The following is a 20,609-nucleotide window of genomic DNA, read 5'->3' as shown; positions in this document are numbered from 1 at the left end:
GGTAGAACTGGGGTTCTTTCATGCAGTTGCTATACCGTTCTGCCTTTGGTACTATCTGCTTCTCCCTGGTTTATTCTGTTGTGCCTGCTGGTGGGTGCGGGCTACGCGGCGCTGCTTTATTCCGCCAAAGCGCCTTGGAGCCGGGCTGTAAACTACGCGCTGGCTTTCGTGCGCTTTGCGGTGGTAAGCTTTCTATGCTTTCTGCTCCTCTCGCCCTTTATCAAAACCACCACTAATACCACCGAGGCGCCTACCCTGGTGCTAGCCATTGATAACTCCCAATCGGTAGGCTTATTTACACCGGCTCCGGTGCTGCGGCAGGCTACGCAAGGACTGACCCAACTGGCCCAAACCTTGCGCGGGCGGGGCTTCCGGGTAGAAACGCGCGTGCTGGACCAAGTGCGCTCTACCCGCCCCGACTCAGTGCAGTTCCGGGCAGCATCTAGCGACTTGGATGGGCTGCTAACCAACGTGCGTGAGCAGTATGAAGGCCGCAACTTGGCGGGGGTTGTATTTGCCTCCGATGGCCTTGTGAACCAGGGCCGGGCCCCGCAGTTTGCCGACTATAACTTCCCGATTTATAGCCTGGGCCTAGGTGACACCATTGCCAAAAAGGACTTGAGCCTGCCCATTCTTACTTACAACCGCGTTGCGTTCAGCGGCAACCAGTTTCCGGTGGAAGCCGAGGTAGCCTACGATGGCTTTGCGGGTGGCACGGCCACGGTGGTGCTCCGCGAAAACGGCCGCACTCTCCAAACCAAGCGCGTAAGCCTGCCCGCTGGCCAGCGGCGCACCAAAACCACGTTTCTAGTAACGGCCCCAGCCCCCGGCAAGCGACGCTATGAGGTAGTAGTAGCACGGCAGGCGGGCGAGTTCACCCCTGTGAATAACAACAAGTTTGCGTACGTGGAGGTAGTAAAGGGCAAGCTGCGGGTGCTGCTGGCTGGCGCAGCTCCCCACCCCGACCTCAAGGCCCTGCGTGCCGCTATCCTGCAGAACGACAACTTCGACCTCACTACCTATTTACCTGGCATCAATCCGCTAAAAGCCCAAGACTACGATGTTGCCATTTTACACCAGCTGCCGGCGCAGGCCGGGCAAGGGCAGGAAGTACTAAGCCTGGTACGTACGCGTCGTTTGCCGGCCTTGTATATCCTGGGTAGCCAGTCGGATTTTGGGACCTACAACGCCATGAGCACGGGCCTCACCGTGCAGCCCCGCGGCCAACAGACCGACGATGTGACGCCCGTGCTTAACTCGGCCTTCTCCCGCTTTACCTTCGAAGCGGAAGCGCTGGCCCGGTTCGCTACCTATCCGCCCGCCCCCGTACCGTTTGGCGATGTGCGCCTGAGTGGCAGCGCCGAGGCCGCCTTGTACCAGCAGGTAGGGCGCCTCAAAACGCAGAAGCCCCTGCTGGTTTTCGGGGGTACGCCCCAGCAGCGCCAGGCTACCTTGCTCACGGATGGCAGTTGGCAGTGGCGCCTCCAGGAATCTGTGGAGCACGACGACCGGCCTGAAGCCTACGACCGGCTGATTATCCGGACGCTGCAACTGCTCACGCAGAATGCCAATAAGAAGCGCCTCGATGTGTATCCGACCCAGGACGCCTTTACTACGCAGGACGATATAACCTTCGGGGCTGAAACCTACAACGCCATTTTTGAGCGTATCTACGGTCAGCAAATCACCCTCACGCTCACCGATGAGCAGCAGAAAACCCGCACGTTCACGTACACCAACACCGAAGACGGCGCCCCTCTGCACTTGGGCACGTTGCCCGGCGGCCTGTACCGCTACGCTGCCCGTGCTACCCTGGGCGGCCAGCCTCAACAGGACCGCGGCGAAGTGCTGGTGCAAGACCAGCAGCTAGAGGCGCTCCAGTCGCGGGCCGACCACAATTTGCTTAGCCAGCTTAGCCAGCGTAGCGGCCAGCGCCTATACTACCCCGCCCAGCTTGATCAACTAGCCCAGGACATCCAAAAAGCAAACTACAAGCCCGTCATCTACGAGCAGGAAGACCTCAAAGACCTCATCAACCTAAAGTGGCTGTTCTTCCTGTTGCTGGGTCTGATGACGGTGGAATGGGCCACCCGCAAGTACTCCGGGGGGGTGTAGCACGGACTTGATAGGCCTGCTTTCGGTGCCCACGCCCGATCCGGCCAGGTTGCGTTTGGGTGCCTAACTGCCTGCGTTGCCAAGCATTCCGGTTGCGGGAACCGAGGTTCTGCCTTAGTCGGTTTGGTCTGCGCTATCTTTACTGCCTTATGAAACGCCTTTCTTTTTCTTTTCTTGCCGCTGCCGCTCTGCTGGTTGGCTGCAAAAAAACGGGTCAGCAGCTAGCTGAGCTAGCCGTGCAGGACTTCGTACGCAGCCGAGTTTCGGATGCAAAAAACTACTTCCCCGGTAAGTTTGAGGCCCGCCCCTACACCAAGCGCGACTCCTTATTGTACCTGGCTGATATGGCCCGAATTAATGGCATGCCCGCGCCGCCAGCCCCTACCGCCGCCGATTCCGTACGCATCGGCACCCTAATCTACCACAACTACCGCGACGAAATGCGCAACGGTCAGATGGTGCTCGACAGCGGGGAATTTGTGGTGCGCCCCAGCGGTGACGTTCGAATCCTGGTTGCGGAAAGCATCCGTCGTAAACGCCTACAGAAGTAAGCGTACCTTTGGGCAGCCTTGCCCGGGTAGCCGAAGAGCAGCAGCCATTCTGCTCTCCGTTCGGCGCCCTGAGAAAGGCCACTCTTCTTTCTTTTCTTTTTTCTGCGAATTCGTGGTTCGCGCCAGCTATGCGCTACATTCTCGTCAATAAGCCTTTCGAAGTACTCACCCAGTTCACCGACGAAAATGGCCGGGCTACGCTCAAGGATTTCGTATCAATTCCCAACATCTACCCAGTAGGCCGCCTCGACTACGACTCTGAGGGGCTGGTTTTGCTTACCGACGACAAGCAGCTGCAACACCGGCTGTTGGAGCCGCGGTTTAAGGTACCCAAAACGTATTGGGCGCAGGTAGAAGGTATTCCCAGTGAGGAAGCGTTGCAAAACCTACGGCGCGGCGTTGACCTAAAGACCGGCTTCACTACTCCCGCTGAGGTAGAGCTGCTACCCGAGGCGCCCCAGCTTTGGGAGCGAAGCAAACCCGTTCGGTTCCGGGCCAACATCCCGACTACGTGGGTGCAGATCCGTATTTCTCAGGGTATGAACCGGCAGGTGCGCAAGATGACGGCCGCCGTGGGCTATCCTACTCTTCGCCTGGTGCGCGTGAGCATCGCCGACTTGCGCGTGGATGCCTTGCAGCCCGGCCAGTGGCGCGAGCTAACCAAAACCGAAGTACAAGACCTGACAGAAGACATGGCGGCGCAAACCGCTGCCGCGGGTACGTATAAAGCACCCAGCAGACCATCGGAATACTGGCCGGGCGGCGTACGGCCCAACGCCGCCGCTGCCAAGCCAGGAGGCAAGCCAGCACAGGCCCGGCCAGCTAATTCGGCAAGGCGCGACAACCCAAGCAAAAAGGCCACGCGCCCTGCTGGCTCCGCCGCTCCCGGCTCGAAACCGGGTGCTTCTGCTGCCCGGGGTGCCGGCCGCAAGCCAGGCTCTAGCCGCAACGGAGGCAGTGGCCGCACGGGGGGCCGACGCTAGGCTCTTGGTCGGGTAATCGTCCTAGATTAGTCTAATTTGCTCTTTATGCCCAGGGTAATGAAACGCCTCCTCCTGTTCGCTACTATTGCATTTGTGGTGATGAACGTAGTAGCGGCATTTCACGCCTGGCGCTTCACCCATTTCACTACAGAAGCTGGCACGCATACCGACAACCCTGAGCAGCTTACCCCATTAGAGAAGATTGGGGTACTGCTCACGGGTATTAAAAATCCGAAGCCGACTAACCGCACGACTCCGGCTTTTCCCTACTCCACCCAGTATCTGATAAGCCCCAACGGCCGACTGGAAACGTGGTATAGCACCGTACCGCAACCGCGGGGAACCGTGGCCTTGTTTCACGGCTATACCAGCAGTAAAAGCAAGCTGCTACCTGAGGCAAGCTATTTTCGGAGCCTGGGCTACAACGTGCTGCTCACTGACTTTGCTGGTAATGGCGGCTCGGCAGGTAATGTCTGCACCGTAGGCCACCACGAGGCCGAAGATGTAGCTGCCGTAACGCGCTGGCTGCAGCGGCGGCCGGGCCCGGTTTTTCTCTACGCCAACTCCATGGGGGCCGTGGCTACCTTGCGGGCTGAGGCGGAGCTAGGCGTGCGGCCTACCGCCAACCTGCTGGAATGCCCCTATGGCAGCATGCTCCAAACGGCCCAGAGCCGTTTCCGCTCCATGCACGTTCCTTCGTTTCCAATGGCCAACTTATTGGTATTTTGGGGCGGCGTGGAAAACAACTTTTGGGCTTTTGACCTCTATGCCACTGCCTACGCTGCCCAGGTAACTACCCCTACCCTCCTGCTCTGGGGCACCGCCGACCCCCGGGTTACACCGCAGGAGACTAATGCCATTTACCAGGCCCTACGCGGCCCCAAGCAGCGGCAGGATTTTCCTGGCTCTGGGCATGAGCCCTACTGGTGGAAGCATAGAGAGCTGTGGCAGAAAACCCTTGCTCAGGCCCTTCAGCACCTGCCCGCCACTTCCTCTTCTTCGCCCTTGGCCTCCCACTAGGGCCTGCAAATCAGCCAGTTGCACACAATAAATCTGAAAAATGCTTGTACTGTGCAAGGCCTAATAGGCAACCTGAGCCAGCTTCTAGCCGGCCTTCCAGATTCCTTACCGGGCACAGGATGCCAATATTAAGCCCTATGGGCGTGTTATGGCCTTGTCCTGGGCACCAGTTTCTGCCCCTGTGTCAGCATATCCTACCCGTGGTTTTCCCGTAAAAGTCAGACCGTCGCGAAACTATACCACGGAATATCCCTAAATGACAATCTGTCACGAAAAAGGGCCTTTTCAGGGGCTGGTACGCGTCTTGTAAATACCCCGACGCGAGTGATTCGCACCCAGTATCTGACATCTCAACTCCTAATATACAACCATTCACATGGGCAAAATAATCGGTATTGACCTCGGCACCACCAACTCGTGCGTGGCCGTAATGGAAGGCAACGAGCCGGTGGTAATTCCGAATAGCGAAGGCCGCCGCACGACTCCCTCAATCGTGGCGTTCCTCGATAACGGTAAAGGCGAACGGAAAGTCGGTGACCCCGCCAAACGTCAGGCCATTACCAACCCCAAGAATACGCTGCAGTCGATTAAGCGCTTCATGGGCCGCGGCTTCGGCGAAGTAACCGAAGAGTCTAAGCACGTATCGTACGAGCTGGTGCGCGGTTCCAACAACACGGTAGCCGTTCAAATCGGCGACCGTCAGTACACGCCCCAGGAAATCTCGGCCATGGTACTGCAAAAAATGAAGCAGACGGCGGAAGACTACCTGGGCACTAGCGTAACGGAAGCCGTTATTACGGTACCCGCGTACTTCAATGACGCCCAGCGCCAGGCTACTAAAGAAGCTGGTGCCATTGCTGGCCTCGACGTAAAGCGCATCATCAACGAGCCGACTGCTGCTGCTCTGGCTTACGGCCTCGACAAGAAGCACAAAGACCAGAAGATTGCTGTGTACGACCTTGGTGGTGGTACTTTCGACATCTCGATTCTGGAGTTGGGTGATGGCGTATTCGAAGTACTGAGCACCAATGGTGACACCCACCTCGGTGGCGACGACTTCGACCAAGTAATTATCAACTTCCTGGCTGAAACTTTCGCCAGCGAGAACGAAGGCCTCGACCTGCGCAAAGACGCTATGGCGCTCCAGCGCTTGAAGGAAGCTGCTGAGAAGGCCAAGGTAGAGCTGTCTTCCTCTACGGAGACGGAAATCAACCTGCCCTACGTAACGGCTACCGCTTCGGGACCCAAGCACTTGGTAGTGAAGCTGAGCCGCGCGAAGTTCGAGCAGCTAGCCGACAACCTCGTACGTCGCTCAATGGAGCCCTGCAAAAAGGCCCTGCAAGACGCTGGCCTGAGCACTGCCGACATCGACGAAGTAATCCTGGTGGGTGGTTCTACCCGTATCCCCCGCATTCAGGAAGAAGTAGAGAAGTTCTTCGGCAAGAAGCCTTCTAAGGGCGTTAACCCAGACGAGGTAGTAGCCGTAGGTGCAGCCATCCAAGGTGGCGTACTGACTGGTGAAGTGAAGGACGTACTCTTGCTTGACGTAACCCCGCTGTCATTGGGTATCGAAACGATGGGCGGTGTTATGACTAAGCTGATCGAGTCGAACACCACTATTCCGACCAAGAAATCAGAAACCTTCTCAACGGCTTCGGACAACCAGCCTTCGGTAGAGATTCACGTACTGCAGGGCGAGCGTCCGTTGGCTTCGCAGAACCGCACCATTGGCCGCTTCCACCTTGACTCGATTCCGCCAGCACCCCGCGGTGTTCCGCAAATTGAAGTGACCTTCGACATCGACGCCAACGGCATTCTGCACGTGTCGGCCAAAGACAAAGGCACCGGCAAAGAGCAGAAAATCCGTATCGAAGCTTCGTCGGGCCTCACCGACGCCGACATTGAGCGGATGCGTAATGAAGCTAGCGCCAACGCCGAAGCTGACAAGCAGGAGAAAGAGCGCATTGAGAAGGTAAACCAAGCTGACTCGATGATCTTCCAGACTGAGAAGCAGCTGAAAGAGTACGGCGACAAGCTGAGCGCTGGTAACAAGACGGCTGTTGAAAACGCCCTCGCCGACCTCAAGAAGGCTCACGAGAGCAAAGACCTCGGTCAGATTGACACCGCTATGGAAGCTATTAATGCTGCATGGCAGGCTGCCTCGCAAGAGATGTATGCCCAAGGTGGCCCAGAAGGCCAGCCCGGCGCCGACGGTGGCAACCCCTTCGGTGGTGGCCAGCCCGGCGGCAACGGCCAGCAAGGCCAGCCGCACGACAACGTGACGGACGTAGACTACGAAGAAGTAGGCAAGTAATTGCCAGTTAAGTAAATCGAAAGGCCCGGGGCATCTGCTCCGGGCCTTTTTTGTTACTCATCGACTTCCGATTACGTCAAACGCCGTACCGGACAGTCAGCCCTTACGTTATGGTAGCCCACCACTTGTAGCTCTTCCTCACAACATGGCACACTTTGTTATTATTGGCGCCGGCATTGGTGGTCTTACCGCGGCGCACGCCGTACTACAGCAAGGCCACACCGTGCAGGTATACGAAGCAGCCCCGGAGTTGCGGGAAGTAGGCGCCGGCATTGTACTCGGGGCCAACGCCATGCGCGCCCTGCACCAACTCAGCCTGCACGATGCCGTTCGTCCCCATGGTACCCCCGTCACGCACCTCGACCTGCGCGACCAAGCGGGCCAGCTACTACAAGCCGCTGATACGTCGGTGTTCACTCGTAAAGTAGGGTTTGATAATTTGGGGATTCATCGGGCGGCGTTGCAGCAGGTGCTGTTCCGGGCGCTGCCGGCAGGTACCGTGCACCTGGGCTACCCTTTCGAGCAGTTTGAGGCCACTTCAACTGGCGTTATGGCGCACTTCGCCAATGGCCGGATGGCTACGGCTGATGCATTGCTGGGGGTGGATGGCCTTCGCTCCCGGGTGCGGCAGCAGCTACTACCAAGGGCTACACCGCGCTATGCTGGCTACACTTGCTGGCGAGCTGTGGTAGACGCAACCCGCTTAGCCTTGCCCGCCGGAGAGTCATGCGAGACGTGGGGCGAGCGAGGCCGGCGGTTTGGCTACGTGCCGGTGGGGGGCGGCCGAGTGTACTGGTTTGCGTGCATCAACAGTCCTCAGCCTCAGGATGCGCGCTTTCGAGGCTTTCGTACTGCCGACTTGCAGCGGGAGTTTGCCGCTTTTCACGCGCCCGTACCAGCGCTGCTAGCCCTCACCCGCGACGACCAGTTACTGTGGAACGACATTCTGGACCTAAAGCCGTTGGCTCACCTTGCCTACGGCCGCACGCTGCTGCTCGGCGACGCGGGCCATGCCACTACCCCCAACATGGGCCAAGGGGCCGGCATGGCCGTGGAGGACGCGGCCGTACTTGCGCAGTGCCTAGCCGAAACCACGGACCTACCGGCCGCTTTCCGCCGCTTTGAGCAGCGGCGCTTGCCACGCACTACCCGCATTGTGCGCACCTCTTGGCAGCTTGGCCGGGTAGGGCAGCTAGAGAATCCGCTGGTGGTTATGCTGCGCAACACAGTTATGCGCTATTTGCCGGCTGCTGTCAGCCGTAGTCAAATGGCGTGGCTCTACGAAACCGTATAAGTTAATTATTTGGCCACCGATGCTAGCTAGTGGGCTCCTGGTGTTTCAGGCAAATTTCTCCCGTGCTTAAGAGCAAGGCAAACTGTTCACGGTTGCTAGTAGGCAGAATGGCTATGATGGGCGCTTCGGTAGCAAATGAAGCCTCGGGCGTCCCGTCTTCGTCATCCTTAGAGTAGGCATAGAGCACTACCTGCTGCACACTCGCAACGGCAAGCTTGTTGGGGCCCACAAACTGGATAGCGGTGGGCGCATTGGCCGATACGTAGGCCTCCTGTTGCCCGCCGGTGCGGCCTGGCTGTAGTGGGCCACACAAGAAACTACCGTGTTCCGTGCCAAACGCCAGTGTCATCTCTTCTGCGTAAGCTGACACTGCCATTTGCCCAATGGTAGCGCTTGTGCCAGCAATTCGAGGCTCGCCGGTTTCCTGCAACTCCAAGCGTACCTCCCCCGCAAATGTGTAGTACGTGCCATTGCGGTACACCATCGTGAAGGCCGTTCCCCCTGGAGTTTCCCACGCATACGCCGGCATATCGCCCGCTGGGAAGTAGTCTACTTTGTTTAGCAACGCCCCCGTGCCACTGTACCGGCGGAGCATCATGGTGCCGCCACTAATAGTAAGTGTAGCAATTTCCCGCTCGGGCAGCAGAGCAATTGCAAGTGGCCCTTTTGGCAGCCATACCGGCGATTCAATGGTCAGTGCTTCGCTGAAATATTTATTCTTGGGCAGCAGCTTGGTTTCGAAGAGCATGCTAGGATAGTCGCGCAACAGAATACGCGTGCCGTGCTGCGCATCGGCAAGGAGCTGAATGTGAGAATCAGCCGCTAGCTCGTTGGGCCAGGAGTAGTACTCAAAGTTGCCGTACCAGTTGCCCCGCACCAAATGCAAGCGGTTTTCCCGCGTGCCAATTGCCACAAACTGATTGCGGTGGGCCACGGCCTGCAGCCACTGTATCTCAGGGTCAAGTTGCCAGGACGTTGCCGCGGGGCTAGTTTCAGGCCGCGTAGTGGGCCGAGCTGCCATCCGAGCCCGCTCACCTGTAACGTAACGGCTAAGATCGGCACCCAGCAACTGATCTTGGGGCAGAAACTGCTTGAGCAGGTGCACGTTGCCTAGCTGTCCGGCGCTGGCCTCACCACTGATAATTTCGTAGGCTATTTCTCGGGAGACATCCTGCAACCCTCTCTCCTGCTTCCCCTGCACGGCTACGAGCACCTGTAGTAAAGCCGGCCGCTTCTGCGGCGGGGTGTGGTCCTGATACACTTGCTGCACGGCAGGAGCCAACGCCGCTTCTGGTTGGTTGGCTACTACTTCGAAATAGCGCAATAGGCAGGCTTCCGCTTGCTTAGCTCCATTCCAGCCTTGCAAAAGCACTTCCTGAGCCCGCGCAGGATCAGCCAGCTTCTGTTCCAGCACGCGAGCAGTTTCTAGGTAGTCACCGTTGTCTCGGAAGATAGTTGCGGCCTGTTCATACCGTTGGGCGGCGCGGGCAGGCTGCCGGAGCTGTTGGTATAAGTCGCCAGCTTTTTCGGGCCTGCGTAGTTGCTCATACACTTCCACGGCTTCCAGCAGCAAGTTTCCGCGCTCCAGGCACTCGGCGGCGGCGGGCAAGTCCTTGAGGTGGTCTTTATACAGAATGGCGGCCTCCCGGTAGTAGACACCTTGCTCCAGCACGCGCGCCGCGCTGTGATAGTCGCCCAGCAGATGCGCATAAATGTAGGCCGCTTTCTTGTAGTTGCCCGCTTCGGCTTCCTGGGTAGCAGCCCGCTGGTAGTTTGCCCGCAGTTGGTACTCGTGCAGCCCCAAGTTCCAGCCATCCACCCGGCTTCCACCACCTAGCCGCGTAGGGTCGAAGTTGGTACCATGCCGCTGCAGAGCAGTAGAAGGGGACGCCACGCCACGGTTGAGGTAAGGACCATCAAGTGGAATAGCATACTTGAGAGCTTCCTCCATGTTCTCGTCGAACAGCTGTAGCAGGCGCTGAATTTCGTCGTTGCGCTTCTGATCTAGCCCACTTAGGTTGCTAGCCAGCCAGTTCTCGAACCGATCTAGCAGCCCTGGCCCGGCGGAAGCAGTGTCCCCCGGCCCTCCCCCGGCGCTTGGTAGCAGGCTGCCCAGCCCAGTCAGCGCCTGCCCTACTCCCTTGACGCCTGCTAAGCTAGCCTCCAAGGCGCGGCGCTTCACTTCATCCAGCGTTTTTTGCAGGGGGGTGCGCTCCTCCGGGGTATTCTGTGGTAAGCTGGTCAGGGGTTCAGTTCCAACATCTTCGCGGAAGGAGCCCACTACTTCCGTTGCGGTGGGCTGCTGCACTTGTAGCTGTTGCAGGGGCGGACGCGCGGGCAAGCCGGGGTGTGCCCACGTCCAGTCAGCGTCTAGGCTCGTACCACAGTCAAGCAGGTCTGCGAGGTGCAGCTCATCCGTGGCTTCGAACCCTACTACGCCTATGGTTGGATGAAAGAGCTGCCGCTCCCAAAGTAAAAGTTGAGCTAGCTCGGCGGGGGTAGTTTCGGGCCAGAGGGCAGCCTGCACGGGCACGTAGAGGCGCCCTGCTACCACGCCGTACGGCTCTAACAGATCGGCGGCGGCGAGGGCCGTGCTAGTACTATTGCGCAAGGCAACAAACAACCCCGCTGCCTTCACGCTACGGATAGATTCTGGCACGAGGAAGCAGACCAATTCCGCAAGCGGCACGTTCCAGCGGCTTATTTCGCGCAGCCATTCGGCCGGTGCGGTGCCCCGCAAAAAAGCGGCGCACGGCGCATGGCTCGCAGTAGCTTGGTAATGAAGGGTCAGCTGCATAACGATAAACGAATTTAGGCTAGCCGGTCGATAAAGCGTTGAAGATAGATATCATAGAACTCTACCGCCGGAATACTGGGCTGGTGGCCGGAGCCCGTAAAATAGGTGGAGCCCGCTACTACTCCATTGGAGGCCCAGGCAGCCGTCGGCTTGCCAATCACCAGCACAACAGTCAATTCTGGCAGGTTGCGTCGGAGCTACGCAGGTGCAGGAGGCCGCGGGGGTCAATGACTGCCACGCTTCCGTCGGCCCAGGTAAGGCGCCGGAACACCACGTTCGGGTTCTCCACAAGGGTTAGCGGCTCAGGCTCAAAAGTAGCCAGGCGCCGGGCGGTACCGTCCTGCTTTCTGGGCTGTAGCTCCAGTTGGGTGTCCTGTTCCGTCAGTTGCAGCACGTAGCCCTCCACAGTTAGCTTACCGTCTACGTTCACGCCCATCTGATTTACGCGCTGCAATACCGTGTAGCCGTTATTGATGTGGCGCTTCATAACTTGGTGCAGCAGGTACACCGGACGCTTCTTGTTGCTCAGGTGCTGGCCTGGGTCAAAGGGCACAATCTGCTGGCGCCGACAGTCAACGGCCAGTGATGAGCCTTCCAGCAGGACAATGGAAAAGACCCCGGCGTGGTAGGTGATTTCGGGCGGCGTAGGATTACTGCCCCAGGCTAGTTCTTTGCTTGCCAAGTCGCGGCTCCTAACCAGGTTTTGCTCGGGCGTAATCGTGTAGAGCTTCAGCCGTTTCGCGTACGGGTTACAGATTAGCAGGTAGACTATCGCGTCGCCCTCAAAGCCAAAGTGAGAGGTTCCCAACTCAATAACCGGTAGCAGCTCACGGGCTCCCCGTTCCTTTTGGGGCCAATAGAGCAAGCGTTGCGTCGTGCTGACGCCTATTGCCCCCAAATGGGTGTCATAGAAAACTGTTGTCTTCGCAGACCGAATACCGGTAGTGGGCAGGTATAAGGGGCATGGGTCAGCATTCAGGAAATGAGGCAGTTCCGCTACTTCTTCGTCTGCCAAGCGCCAACGGGGCTTCGGGAGAGGGGCAAACAACAGCGCATCAAGGTCGAAGCGGGTAGTACTTAGCTGGGTACGGTGGCCGCGGGCATACTCATAAAACTGTAGCTCACCGGTGCGGTCCACCGTCAGCAGAAACCGCACGCCCGGAGTATGTGCCAGTATACGCGTGAAAGCTGGCTGGTGCAGTAACTGGGCTTCCGTGATAAGCAGGCACTCGGGTAGCTGAGCAGCCCTTGCCTCTTGATCTAGAAACACTTGCAAGGCCTCACCGCAGTGCAAGGCGGGGTCCAAGATACCCAATGCCTCTACTATACCAGCCTTGGTAGTAATGTCGATGGCTTGTGCACGGCTTCCTCCCAAGGCATACGCCTCTAGCGGACCCGTATGGGTACGGGGGGCGCGGGCGTTTTGGGCCCACGCCAAGGCGGCCGACAAAGCAAACACGCGAGGCACGCCCCACAAACGCAGGGTAGTATCGAGCAGGATAGTGCGCGGACGGGGTTGGGGCTGGGGTGGCTCCTCTCGCCGCAGGTACAACGCCTCGTTGTTGACCAAGCGGGCTAGCAGCGAAAGATCGTCGTGGGCCAACTCACTCAGCAATAGCCGGTCGAAACTGCCCCGATTGGCTACGTCGGATACGCCGCCAATGGGCTGGTCGCTGGCACCTTGGGTGTGCAGGGGAATGTGCAAAGCAGCCACAACGCGCTGCGCAAGCCGGGCTAACCCTACCGTGCGGGCATCTTCAGCCAACTGGTCAAGCAGGGGCACGGCTCGTTCTGCCACTTCCGGCGCGGGCAGCGGAATTGGCAACTCAGCCAGGCCTGTGCGAATGTGCAACTCCAAGCTAGCGGCCGCGGGGAAACGCTTGGAAGCCCGGATTAATAAGGCAATATCTACTTCCAGGCGCTGCAACGTAGCTGCGGGGCCAGCAGTGGCCAGTACCGCATCTAGGCGCCCACTGGTCCATTCCTCCACCGTGTCGCGAGCCCAATCGGCAGAAACGGGTCGGTACTCGGAGCTGAAGATGGTATGGAGCAGATGTAGTTTAGCTGTTCCCTGCCGCAACTCGCGGGGCAGGGCGGCTACGCTATCCAGGAAAGTAGCAGCTTGCTCAAGCAGATAAGCCACTTCCTCTTCCTGACCTTTACCAGCCGTGCACAAGCGGTACGCTATTTCCTCAAGTATCTGCTGTCCATTTGCTTCTGCCAGCTGCCTTGGCACGCGGCTAGTAGGAGCAGCAAGGTGCTGAGGGTAGGCAAGCCTGATGGCGCTAGCTCGGTGAGAAGCTGAGCTAGCTCTTGCCGGTAGCAGATGGTGGCGCCATTTTTCCATTCTACCACGGCTTCCTGCTCGGCCCACCGCCAGAAGTATTCTTGCGAGGCATGAAAGTACGCTACGGCTCGTTTGGTAGCATCGGTGGGGGCTGATGGCTTATTCATCCTGCTTGGCTTCCTACTTGAGTGAGACGAATGGCGCTGCGCGTGGCGGGCTGTAAGCTGCTCCAAGGCACGCGCTGCCACGTACCGGCAGCATCAAACAGCACCAGGGCCTCGCGCGCGGGATTGAGTTTGGCAGCTACCAACTCAGCCAACAAGGGTGAGGCAAAGTCTAGTCCGGCGGGTAGTAAAATATCGTGGCGTACCCACAGTTCCTGACCTGGCACAGTAGGCAAGGGCGTACCCAGCACCAGTACCTGCTGACGTGCCGATACGGCAAACCGGAGCTGCTCTAAGCGCACTTGCTGTGCCCCTTCGGCATACGCCTTCCAGGCAGACAGGGTGGTTAGCACGGCGGCGCCTGGCTCGACTTGTCCAGTTGGCACTAGCTGCACTTGGTAGTGCGGAGGATGCTGGGCAGGCAATGCTGCCGTGGGCAGCTCCAGCGGCACAAACTCCCGGATGGGCTGCCAAGCCAGTTCTGGTAGGCGCCCCGTAGGGGTCAGGCCGCCCGCGGGAAACAAATTGCCTTCGGTATCCAGCTCGTAGCTAGCTACAACTGCCAAAGCCCGGATGGCAGTTGCCAGCGGCACAGGCGGCGCGGGCACTCCCCGCAGCCACATGTGCCCCGCCTGCACGGCCACGCGCAAGCCGGGCAAGCTACGCACGGCTGCCAGCGCCACGGGGGCAGTGGTAGTCAGAACCAAAATGCGCTCTGTTATCATGCCTGCAATACTTTCTGCCATAGGGCATCCAGCGGAGCCTGCACATAGGCGCGCTGCACGTCATTCGTAAGCCACTGGCAGCGCCCGTTGAGGTGGCGAAGCTGGTCTTTGATGACGGTTCGCTCGGCGGGAGAGGTAGTTGGCTCGTCCCATTGGGCCGTTAGGGCGGCTACTTCCTGGAAAATAGTATCAGCATTGGGAGCCTCAGTGCCGGTGGCTCGGGGATGCTGGGCGGGTGCTTCATCGGCCCGCACTACGGCGTCAACAATACCGGCTAGTACCTCCCGCTGCTCGTCGGTGTCCCAGATGTAGCGCAGCACCCACATGTCCGAAGGAATGGCCTCCGTGCGCTGGCACAGCAGGCACTGGCGGCCAGCAGGCGCTGTAACTTCACTGCTCGCCGATCTGATACTGGCAAACCAGCCAAGCGCAACTGGCTTATCAGGTCGGCGTAGGCTGGGCGCACGGCGCGGAGGTCAACGGTGGGGATGGCCGCTTGCAGGTGCAGAATTTCCTCGGCTGAGATTTCCGGGGCGTCAGCGGCGGCCTGGGCTTCCAGGTTCCAGCCAGCTCCAGTACTTCAGCAAGCGCCGTGGGTGCCACGTAGTCGCAGTGCACGCGTACCAGAAAACGGTCGAATAGCGCTTGCAGGGCGTCATCTTCGGGGAGGTGGTTGCTGGCGCCTACCATCAGCAAGGCCGGCAAGGGCCGGGTCTCCCGTCCCCGCCGAAACACCCGCTCGTTCAGCACCATGAGCAGACTATTGAGAATAGCGCTGTTGGCGTTCAAGAGTTCATCCAAAAACACCAGGTTGGCTTCAGGAAGCATGCCTTCCGTATTGGTTACCAAGTCGCCCTCACGCAAACGGCGGATATCGAAGGGACCAAACAGCTCGTTGGGCTCGGTGAAACGCGTGAGCAGGTACTCAAAGGTTTTGCCTTGCAGACGTTGCGCCAGTGCCCGCACCAGGGCGCTTTTAGCAGTGCCGGGAGGCCCCAGCAGAAACAGGTTTTCGCGCCCTACCAGGCAAATACACATCAAATCAATGATGTCGTCTTTGCCCACGAAGGTATTCTTGAGGTGGCGCGCCACCTGGTTTAGCTTATCAATGAGGAGAGCGTGTGCTGGCGCTATGCTAGCCATAGAAACAGAAAATACGAGGTAGTAAACAAGAAGGCAGAGTACGAAGCAGGCACCCTAGAGCAGTGAGGTGGCCCAATCAGGCCATAAGGTAGAGGCGTAATTTCCGAGGGCCGCGCGCACCAACTCAGCTACGGCGGGCTCCTGGGCCCGAGCCAGGTCGCGGGCCGCAATAATGCGGTCGGCATAGGCGGTGCGCAAACTGGGGTGCTCCAGGATGGCTGCCGGAGTAGGCTCGGGCGTAGCTGTGCCCACAAAAGAAAAGGGCCACTGCTGCGCCGTGGCTTGTAGGCGGGCCACTAGGGCATCGGCCGGAGCTAGGCCTTGTGCTAAGTGCAGAAGGATAGGCAGGTACCGGAAAGTGAGGTCCACGGAGTAGACGGCTTCGGGGGTTGGTGAGCCCGAAAAATCCTGCAACCACACCTGCACCGCCGTGTCATCCAGCTCCCGCACCAATACCAGTTGCACCACCCGGTACACGTAGCGCGCTGCCCACAAGGCCGCATCGGGGTCAAAGTTGGGCGCTTGGTAGGGCTGGTGCACGGCATCTTCGGCGTGGAACTGCCGGAGTTGGTGCAGCACGGCGTCTTGGTCTTCGGCAGCAAGGGCCATGGGTTCTCCCATCACCGTCACTTGCCCGCTTTCTAGCAACTCTTTCACAAACCCAGCCAGCGTCATCCGATAGTATCTCCTAGTGAATAGCATATGGCACCGAGAGTGATGCCTGGTAAAAAGGCTGGCGCCCTGAAATTATACTACTTGCAAGTACCGCATAACCCATCATTTTCCAGCCGACACTCGCAAGAATTCTTCAACGGATCAGCACCGCCAAGTAGTGCTTTGCTTACTAGATGAGCACAAAAAAACGGAGCCTACCCACAAGTGAATAAGCTCCGCCTCGTGCGCCACCAGGTAAGGCGACGGTTAAGTAGTTAGTTCTTTCGCGGGCGTTGGGTTCTGAGATTCCTCCTCCTCTTCTTCATCCTCTTCCTCGAACCCCTCCTGAATTTTTTCAATGGCTTCCTCGTGGTCGTCAGCGTCGGCCTGCTCGGCGTTTTCCTCCTGGATTTCTTTGTCCTCGGGCTCGTAGCTGAGCTTGATGTAGATGGGAAAATGGTCGGAGCCTACGTAGGGCAGACGCTCCATATCATCTACCTTGAAGTGAGCTGACACGAACACGTGGTCAAGGGGCCAGCGCAGCAGGCGGTAGTCGGCGTGGAAAGTAGGGAGCAAGCCCCGGCCCACGCGCGGGTCCATCAGGCCGCTGATGCGGCGAAATAACTCGGAAGTATGCGACCAGGCTACGTCGTTCATATCGCCGAACACGATGGTAGGTTCCTCGTTCCGGTCGATTTCTTTGCCTACCAGCAGTAGCTCCGCGTCGCGCTTGGTGCTGGTCTTCGACTCGGCCGGTGCGGGCGGCTTGGGGTGCAGACCGTAGAGCCGGATGCGGGTTTTGCCATCGGGCAATTCTACCTGGGTATGCACCGAGGGCACATCATCATCCAGCAAGTACTTGATCTGACACCCGTGCAGGGGTAGGCGTGAGAAGAACAGCAGGCCGTATGTGTTGTCGAGGGGCTCGTGGCAAGTATAGGGGTGGGTTTCGGTGAGAGGCTTGAGCTGTTCTAACCACCAGTTGTCCGTTTCCACAGCCATGATGATATCAGCATCCGCCTTTTGCAGCACCTCCAATGCCTTTTTGCCCTGCTTGTTGTACTGCAACACGTTCATGACCGTGAGGCTTAGGTGCTGCTGGCTATCAAACCGGGTACTATCGCCTACCTGCTTGGCCAGCAAAGTGGTATAGGGCACAATGCGGTACGACTGGTAGATAATGGCTACTACCAAGAGTGCTAGCAGGGCGGGCCCCCAATAGGTACCGTCGGTGGGCTGGTGCCAGGAAAGCAGAACGCCGGCCAGCAGGGTCAGGAGCAGGGCCCCAACAATTTGCAGGCGGGGAAAATCAAAGACTCTAATCCACCAAGCCGTTTGGCGCAGCAGGGGAAGCGCAGTGGCAACCAGGGCTACTACCGCCAGCAATAGGGTGAAGCCATGCGCAAGCAAAATCCAGATGGAAACGTCGAGGTCGGGCACTTGCGAGGGAGCTAAGGGTGGGTACAGAAGAAAGCAACAAGCGAGGTGAACGTTGTGCGGGAAGATGAAGCCGGGTCATTGGCTAGGCGAAAGTACGCCCCTCATCTCCACTGCACTTTTCATGCCGTCACCTAATCGTCGCTAAACCCACCCTTGCGCAGCTCCTCAATGGTGCGCATTACCTTGTCTTTAAGCGAAGTACGGTATTTTTCCAACACGTCGGCCAAGCGGGCGTTGGTGAGCGCCAGCATTTGGGTGGCTAGCACGGCGGCGTTGGCGGCTCCGTCGAGGGCTACGGTCGCCACGGGTACTCCGGCCGGCATTTGCAGCATGGACAGAATGGAATCGAGTCCGTGAATGGAGGTAACGGAGTTGATGGGTACGCCAATAACCGGCAGCGTAGTGAACGAGGCCACCATGCCCGGCAGGTGGGCCGCTCCTCCCCCACCGGCAATGATAACGCGCAGGCCGCGCTTGCGGGCGGTTTCGGCGTACTCCACTAGGCGGTGCGGAGTACGGTGGGCCGACACCAGGGTGATTTCGTAGGTGACGCCAAACTGCCGGAGCAGCTCGGCCGCCGCCGACATGGTTTTGAGGTCTGACTGGGAGCCCATGATGATGCCCACGAGGGGCGTATCGTTGGGAGCTGGTGTGTCGGCCGCCGAAGAGGCGGGAAGGGTAGTGCTCATGGGACGATGTAGAGAAACAGGACAGGGCAGGGCGGGATAGGCTTCTACGCGCCCCCGGAAAGGGAGTTTCCTCCTCAAACATAGCATTTTCCCTGTTTGCTGATTCTCAAAGGCTCGTACCTTTACTCATCCATACTGTGCTCCCCTATTTATGGAAATCCTGCTTGCCACTTTCACTACCTTGTTCTCGGTAGTAAACCCCTTCGGGGCTATGCCGGTGTTTCTGACCCTGACTGAGGAGGATACGCCTGCCGAACGAGCGAATATTGGCCTCAAGGCCTGCTTGTACATGGTAGCGGTCCTGACGGTATCCTTCTTTGCGGGCCAGTACGTGTTGAACTTCTTTGGTATCAACATCCATCATCTGCGCATTGCGGGCGGCATCCTGCTCATGCGTTCTGCTTTCGACCTGCTCACGCCCGGTGGCAACCGCGCCAAAGTATCGGATGCGACCCTGGAAGAAAGTATGCACAAAAATGACATCAGCTTCACGCCCCTGGCTATGCCCATGCTCTCAGGACCGGGCTCCATGGCCGTATGCATTGGCCTGTTTACAAAAAAGCTGAGCGTGCCGGATATGGGGCTAATTGTGCTAGGCTTCTGCTTGGTAGCTCTGGCTGCGTACATCATCCTGATGTCGTCGCTCCGGCTCACGCGGTTTCTGGGGCGGCCCGGCATGGCCGCGCTGGCCCGCATCATGGGCTTCCTGACGCTGGCCATCGGGGTGAATTTCTTGGCTACGGCCATTGTAGCACTGTTTCCGGGCCTGAGCCGGTAAACTGCAGAGCCAGATGAAAAAGGCAGCCTTGTTACTGGTCATACTGCTTTATCATGGGTTATATAGCTGCAATAGCCCAGCTCTACCGTACCGAGAAACTCCCGCACAGTCTTTTCCGGTTTATTTCTACGTGGAGAATGGTAGTAGGACCCAACCAGCCACGGATCTGCTAATCAAGTGGGATACAACAGTAGTAGCTCAAGACACCTTTCGCTATTCTGGTATTGCCGACCAATATGATGGTTATTCTGTATTAGCAAAGTCAGGCGAGCACCGAATCAAGGTTGTTAATAGCCTGAATCATCTAGTCAGGGACACCACTATAACAGTGGATACTCTCACCCATGTGTTTATCAGCTTTTGGTATACACAGTTAGATTCAGCGACGCTTAATCGTGTTCATGAACAGCATCCGCCCGAAGGCGAGGAAGCCGTGATTAAAGCTCTATCCGAACCCAAGCGGCTTGTTATTTACCTTATGAAGGGCCCAATATCTATTCCGTAGCCTAATTGCTTATGTTGTGGTAGCGCGGGCGACCTATCTTTGTACTTCCTATGCTGAAGAACGACCTCCTCCTCCGTGCCGCCCGTGGCGAAGAAACTGAGCGCACCCCCGTATGGCTCATGCGCCAAGCCGGCCGCATCCTGCCCGAATATCGTGCCCTGCGGGGCCGTCTCAGCGGCTTCAAAGAACTAGTAGAAACTCCCGAGCTGGCCGCCGAAGTCACCATCCAGCCCGTGGATGCGCTCGACGTAGACGCCGCCATTATCTTTTCCGACATTCTGGTGGTGCCAGAAGCCATGGGCCTCACCTACGAGATGGTGGAAGCCCGCGGCCCGTTGTTTCCTGAAACCATCAAAACGGCCCACGATGTGGAGCGCATGCGCGTGGCCGACCCGGAGGAGCATTTGGGCTACGTGCTGGAGGCCATTCGCGTCACTAAGCAGGCCCTCAATGGCCGCGTGCCACTGATTGGCTTTGCGGGCGCCCCCTGGACCATCTTGGCCTACATGGTAGAAGGCCACGGCTCCAAAACCTTCAGCAAGGCCCGCCGCCTGCTCTACGCCGAGCCGGCACTGGCCCACCAGCTGCTGCGCAAAATCACGGATACGACCATTGCCTACCTACGCGCGCAAGTGGAAGCCGGCGCCAACATTGTGCAGGTATTCGACTCCTGGGCGGGCATTCTACCACCCGCCCACTACCAGGAATTTAGCACCCGCTACATTGCCGAAATTTGCCAGGCCATTCCGGAAGTACCCGTAACGGTATTTGCGAAGGGTGCCTTCTGGGCCGTAGAGGAATTTGCCCAGCTTCCTTGCCGCACCATCGGCCTCGACTGGAACCAAGATGCCCGCACCGTGCGCCCTCTCGTTGGCAACAAAACGCTACAGGGCAACCTCGACCCTTGCGCCCTCTACGGCACGCCCGAGCAAGTGCGCACCGCAACCAAACAAATGCTTGACCAATTTGGGCCGCACCGCCACATTGCCAACTTAGGCCACGGCGTGTACCCCGACACCAATCCGGATAACGTGAAGGTGTTTATTGAAACGGTAAAGGAGTACAGCGCCCGCCAGCGGTAGTAGCAGCATACGCACCCACAAAGCAGCGGGGCCGCGCCTAGTAAATTATTTACTAGCGCGGCCCCGCT

General features: G+C 58.5%; 17 protein-coding genes and 1 pseudogene. 9 read left to right on the top strand and 9 right to left on the bottom strand.

Annotation, left to right across the window (positions count from 1 at the left end; translation table 11 throughout):
- The first annotated feature begins 45 nt into the window (after positions 1-45).
- The 6 genes from VI25_RS13020 (at position 46) to VI25_RS12995 (ending at position 8,277) form a co-directional block, all read left to right on the top strand.
- Positions 46-2,115: a VWA domain-containing protein gene (locus VI25_RS13020; RefSeq protein ID WP_236705044.1), complete on the top strand. Its 2,070-nt coding sequence runs from the start codon at positions 46-48 to the stop codon at positions 2,113-2,115.
- A gap of 149 nt (positions 2,116-2,264) precedes the next feature.
- Positions 2,265-2,666 carry a hypothetical protein gene (locus tag VI25_RS13015; protein WP_045690138.1) on the top strand — a complete coding sequence of 134 codons (402 nt, stop codon included), beginning with the start codon at positions 2,265-2,267 and terminating at the stop codon, positions 2,664-2,666.
- 128 nt (positions 2,667-2,794) lie between these two features.
- A complete protein-coding gene (locus VI25_RS24110; protein ID WP_082455533.1) occupies positions 2,795-3,649 on the top strand; it encodes a pseudouridine synthase in 855 nt (284 codons plus the stop codon).
- Positions 3,650-3,706: 57 nt separating this feature from the next.
- Positions 3,707-4,669, top strand: coding sequence for an alpha/beta hydrolase (locus VI25_RS13005; protein WP_052695546.1), 963 nt, complete (start codon positions 3,707-3,709; stop codon positions 4,667-4,669).
- A 376-nt stretch (positions 4,670-5,045) separates the two neighbouring features.
- Positions 5,046-6,983 carry a molecular chaperone DnaK gene (dnaK, locus tag VI25_RS13000; protein ID WP_045690140.1) on the top strand — a complete coding sequence of 646 codons (1,938 nt, stop codon included), beginning with the start codon at positions 5,046-5,048 and terminating at the stop codon, positions 6,981-6,983.
- Positions 6,984-7,128: 145 nt separating this feature from the next.
- On the top strand, positions 7,129-8,277 hold the full coding sequence (locus VI25_RS12995; RefSeq protein WP_045690141.1) for an FAD-dependent monooxygenase: 1,149 nt from the start codon (positions 7,129-7,131) through the stop codon (positions 8,275-8,277).
- Positions 8,278-8,299: 22 nt separating this feature from the next.
- Here the strand turns inward: VI25_RS12995 and VI25_RS12990 are convergent, their stop codons facing one another.
- From VI25_RS12990 to purE, 9 genes and pseudogenes are all read right to left on the bottom strand, one after another.
- On the bottom strand, positions 8,300-11,074 hold the full coding sequence (locus VI25_RS12990; protein ID WP_045690142.1) for a hypothetical protein: 2,775 nt from the start codon (positions 11,072-11,074) through the stop codon (positions 8,300-8,302).
- Between the two features lie 14 nt (positions 11,075-11,088).
- Positions 11,089-13,217, bottom strand: a pseudogene (locus VI25_RS12985) (hypothetical protein).
- 41 nt (positions 13,218-13,258) lie between these two features.
- A complete protein-coding gene (locus tag VI25_RS27810; RefSeq protein ID WP_055562557.1) occupies positions 13,259-13,528 on the bottom strand; it encodes a hypothetical protein in 270 nt (89 codons plus the stop codon).
- Positions 13,525-14,271: a hypothetical protein gene (locus VI25_RS12975; RefSeq protein WP_152981609.1), complete on the bottom strand. Its 747-nt coding sequence runs from the start codon at positions 14,269-14,271 to the stop codon at positions 13,525-13,527. The genes VI25_RS27810 and VI25_RS12975 overlap by 4 nt, the downstream gene beginning before the upstream one ends.
- Positions 14,247-14,576 carry a hypothetical protein gene (locus VI25_RS26915; RefSeq protein ID WP_236705043.1) on the bottom strand — a complete coding sequence of 110 codons (330 nt, stop codon included), beginning with the start codon at positions 14,574-14,576 and terminating at the stop codon, positions 14,247-14,249. Before VI25_RS26915 ends, VI25_RS12975 begins: the two co-directional genes overlap by 25 nt.
- A gap of 115 nt (positions 14,577-14,691) precedes the next feature.
- A complete protein-coding gene (locus VI25_RS26910; protein WP_236705042.1) occupies positions 14,692-15,393 on the bottom strand; it encodes an AAA family ATPase in 702 nt (233 codons plus the stop codon).
- 54 nt (positions 15,394-15,447) lie between these two features.
- On the bottom strand, positions 15,448-16,068 hold the full coding sequence (locus VI25_RS12965; protein ID WP_045690146.1) for a hypothetical protein: 621 nt from the start codon (positions 16,066-16,068) through the stop codon (positions 15,448-15,450).
- 246 nt (positions 16,069-16,314) lie between these two features.
- On the bottom strand, positions 16,315-17,487 hold the full coding sequence (locus VI25_RS12960; RefSeq protein WP_052695549.1) for an endonuclease/exonuclease/phosphatase family protein: 1,173 nt from the start codon (positions 17,485-17,487) through the stop codon (positions 16,315-16,317).
- Between the two features lie 131 nt (positions 17,488-17,618).
- Positions 17,619-18,101 carry a 5-(carboxyamino)imidazole ribonucleotide mutase gene (gene purE / locus VI25_RS12955; protein ID WP_055562562.1) on the bottom strand — a complete coding sequence of 161 codons (483 nt, stop codon included), beginning with the start codon at positions 18,099-18,101 and terminating at the stop codon, positions 17,619-17,621.
- A gap of 226 nt (positions 18,102-18,327) precedes the next feature.
- Between purE and VI25_RS12950 the strand changes: the two genes are divergently transcribed.
- The 3 genes from VI25_RS12950 to hemE are packed head-to-tail and all read left to right on the top strand — an operon-like array spanning position 18,328 to position 20,541.
- Complete coding sequence (locus VI25_RS12950) at positions 18,328-18,954, top strand: MarC family protein (protein WP_055562555.1); 627 nt, start codon at positions 18,328-18,330, stop codon at positions 18,952-18,954.
- A gap of 13 nt (positions 18,955-18,967) precedes the next feature.
- Complete coding sequence (locus tag VI25_RS25185; RefSeq protein WP_045690148.1) at positions 18,968-19,459, top strand: hypothetical protein; 492 nt, start codon at positions 18,968-18,970, stop codon at positions 19,457-19,459.
- Between the two features lie 50 nt (positions 19,460-19,509).
- The gene (hemE, locus tag VI25_RS12940; protein ID WP_045690149.1) at positions 19,510-20,541 is read left to right on the top strand and encodes a uroporphyrinogen decarboxylase; all 1,032 of its coding nucleotides are present in this window, start codon (positions 19,510-19,512) and stop codon (positions 20,539-20,541) included.
- The last annotated feature ends 68 nt before the right edge of the window (positions 20,542-20,609 follow it).

This window comes from Hymenobacter sp. AT01-02, from assembly GCF_000961955.2.
Lineage (GTDB): Bacteria > Bacteroidota > Bacteroidia > Cytophagales > Hymenobacteraceae > Hymenobacter > Hymenobacter mucosus.
Note: the sequence above shows the minus strand (reverse complement) of the source record. Positions and strands in the feature narration are given on the sequence as shown.